The organism is Rhizobium sp. CFBP 13726, from assembly GCF_014841925.1.
GTDB classification, from domain to species: Bacteria; Pseudomonadota; Alphaproteobacteria; order Rhizobiales; family Rhizobiaceae; genus Neorhizobium; species Neorhizobium soli.
Genome location: NZ_JACYUU010000020.1, coordinates 1 through 396 on the forward strand (window position 1 = coordinate 1; position 396 = coordinate 396).

General features: G+C 51.3%; 1 protein-coding gene. It reads right to left on the reverse strand.

The features are described from left to right. Positions 1–229, reverse strand: a 229-nt coding sequence (locus tag IFT66_RS23420) for a hypothetical protein (RefSeq protein WP_207105891.1), incomplete at its 3' end; no start/stop codon positions are given. Positions 230–396: the final 167 nt, after the last annotated feature.

Below are 396 nucleotides of genomic sequence, written 5' to 3' on the forward strand. Positions count from 1 at the left end.
AAAGATCTAGGTGCCTGATATCCAGTGGAAAGAGTGAACGGCGAGTTTCGATCAACGGATTGAACTCTGGCCAACGTAATTCGTGGATTGCGAGTTCGATCAACTCCAAGGGCGTAGCTCCAGCTTCTGTCCCCCAGCCATCGACCGTTGACAGAGTCGTTTGCGCGCGGACAAGAAATTCCGCTCTAAGCCCGTCTTCCTCCCGCAACAGATCGATGGCTGAAAACATCGCACTTTCCGCCCGATCACATCCGAAACCAGCATGGAAGATGCTCCACGCATTCGCGATGTAGATGTCTAAGAGCTTCACAGCGTTCTCTACTCGCATCTTCTTACGACACCATAATGTGAAATAGAGGGAAGCATATACGTCTGCTATCGAAGTCTGTGGGCGAC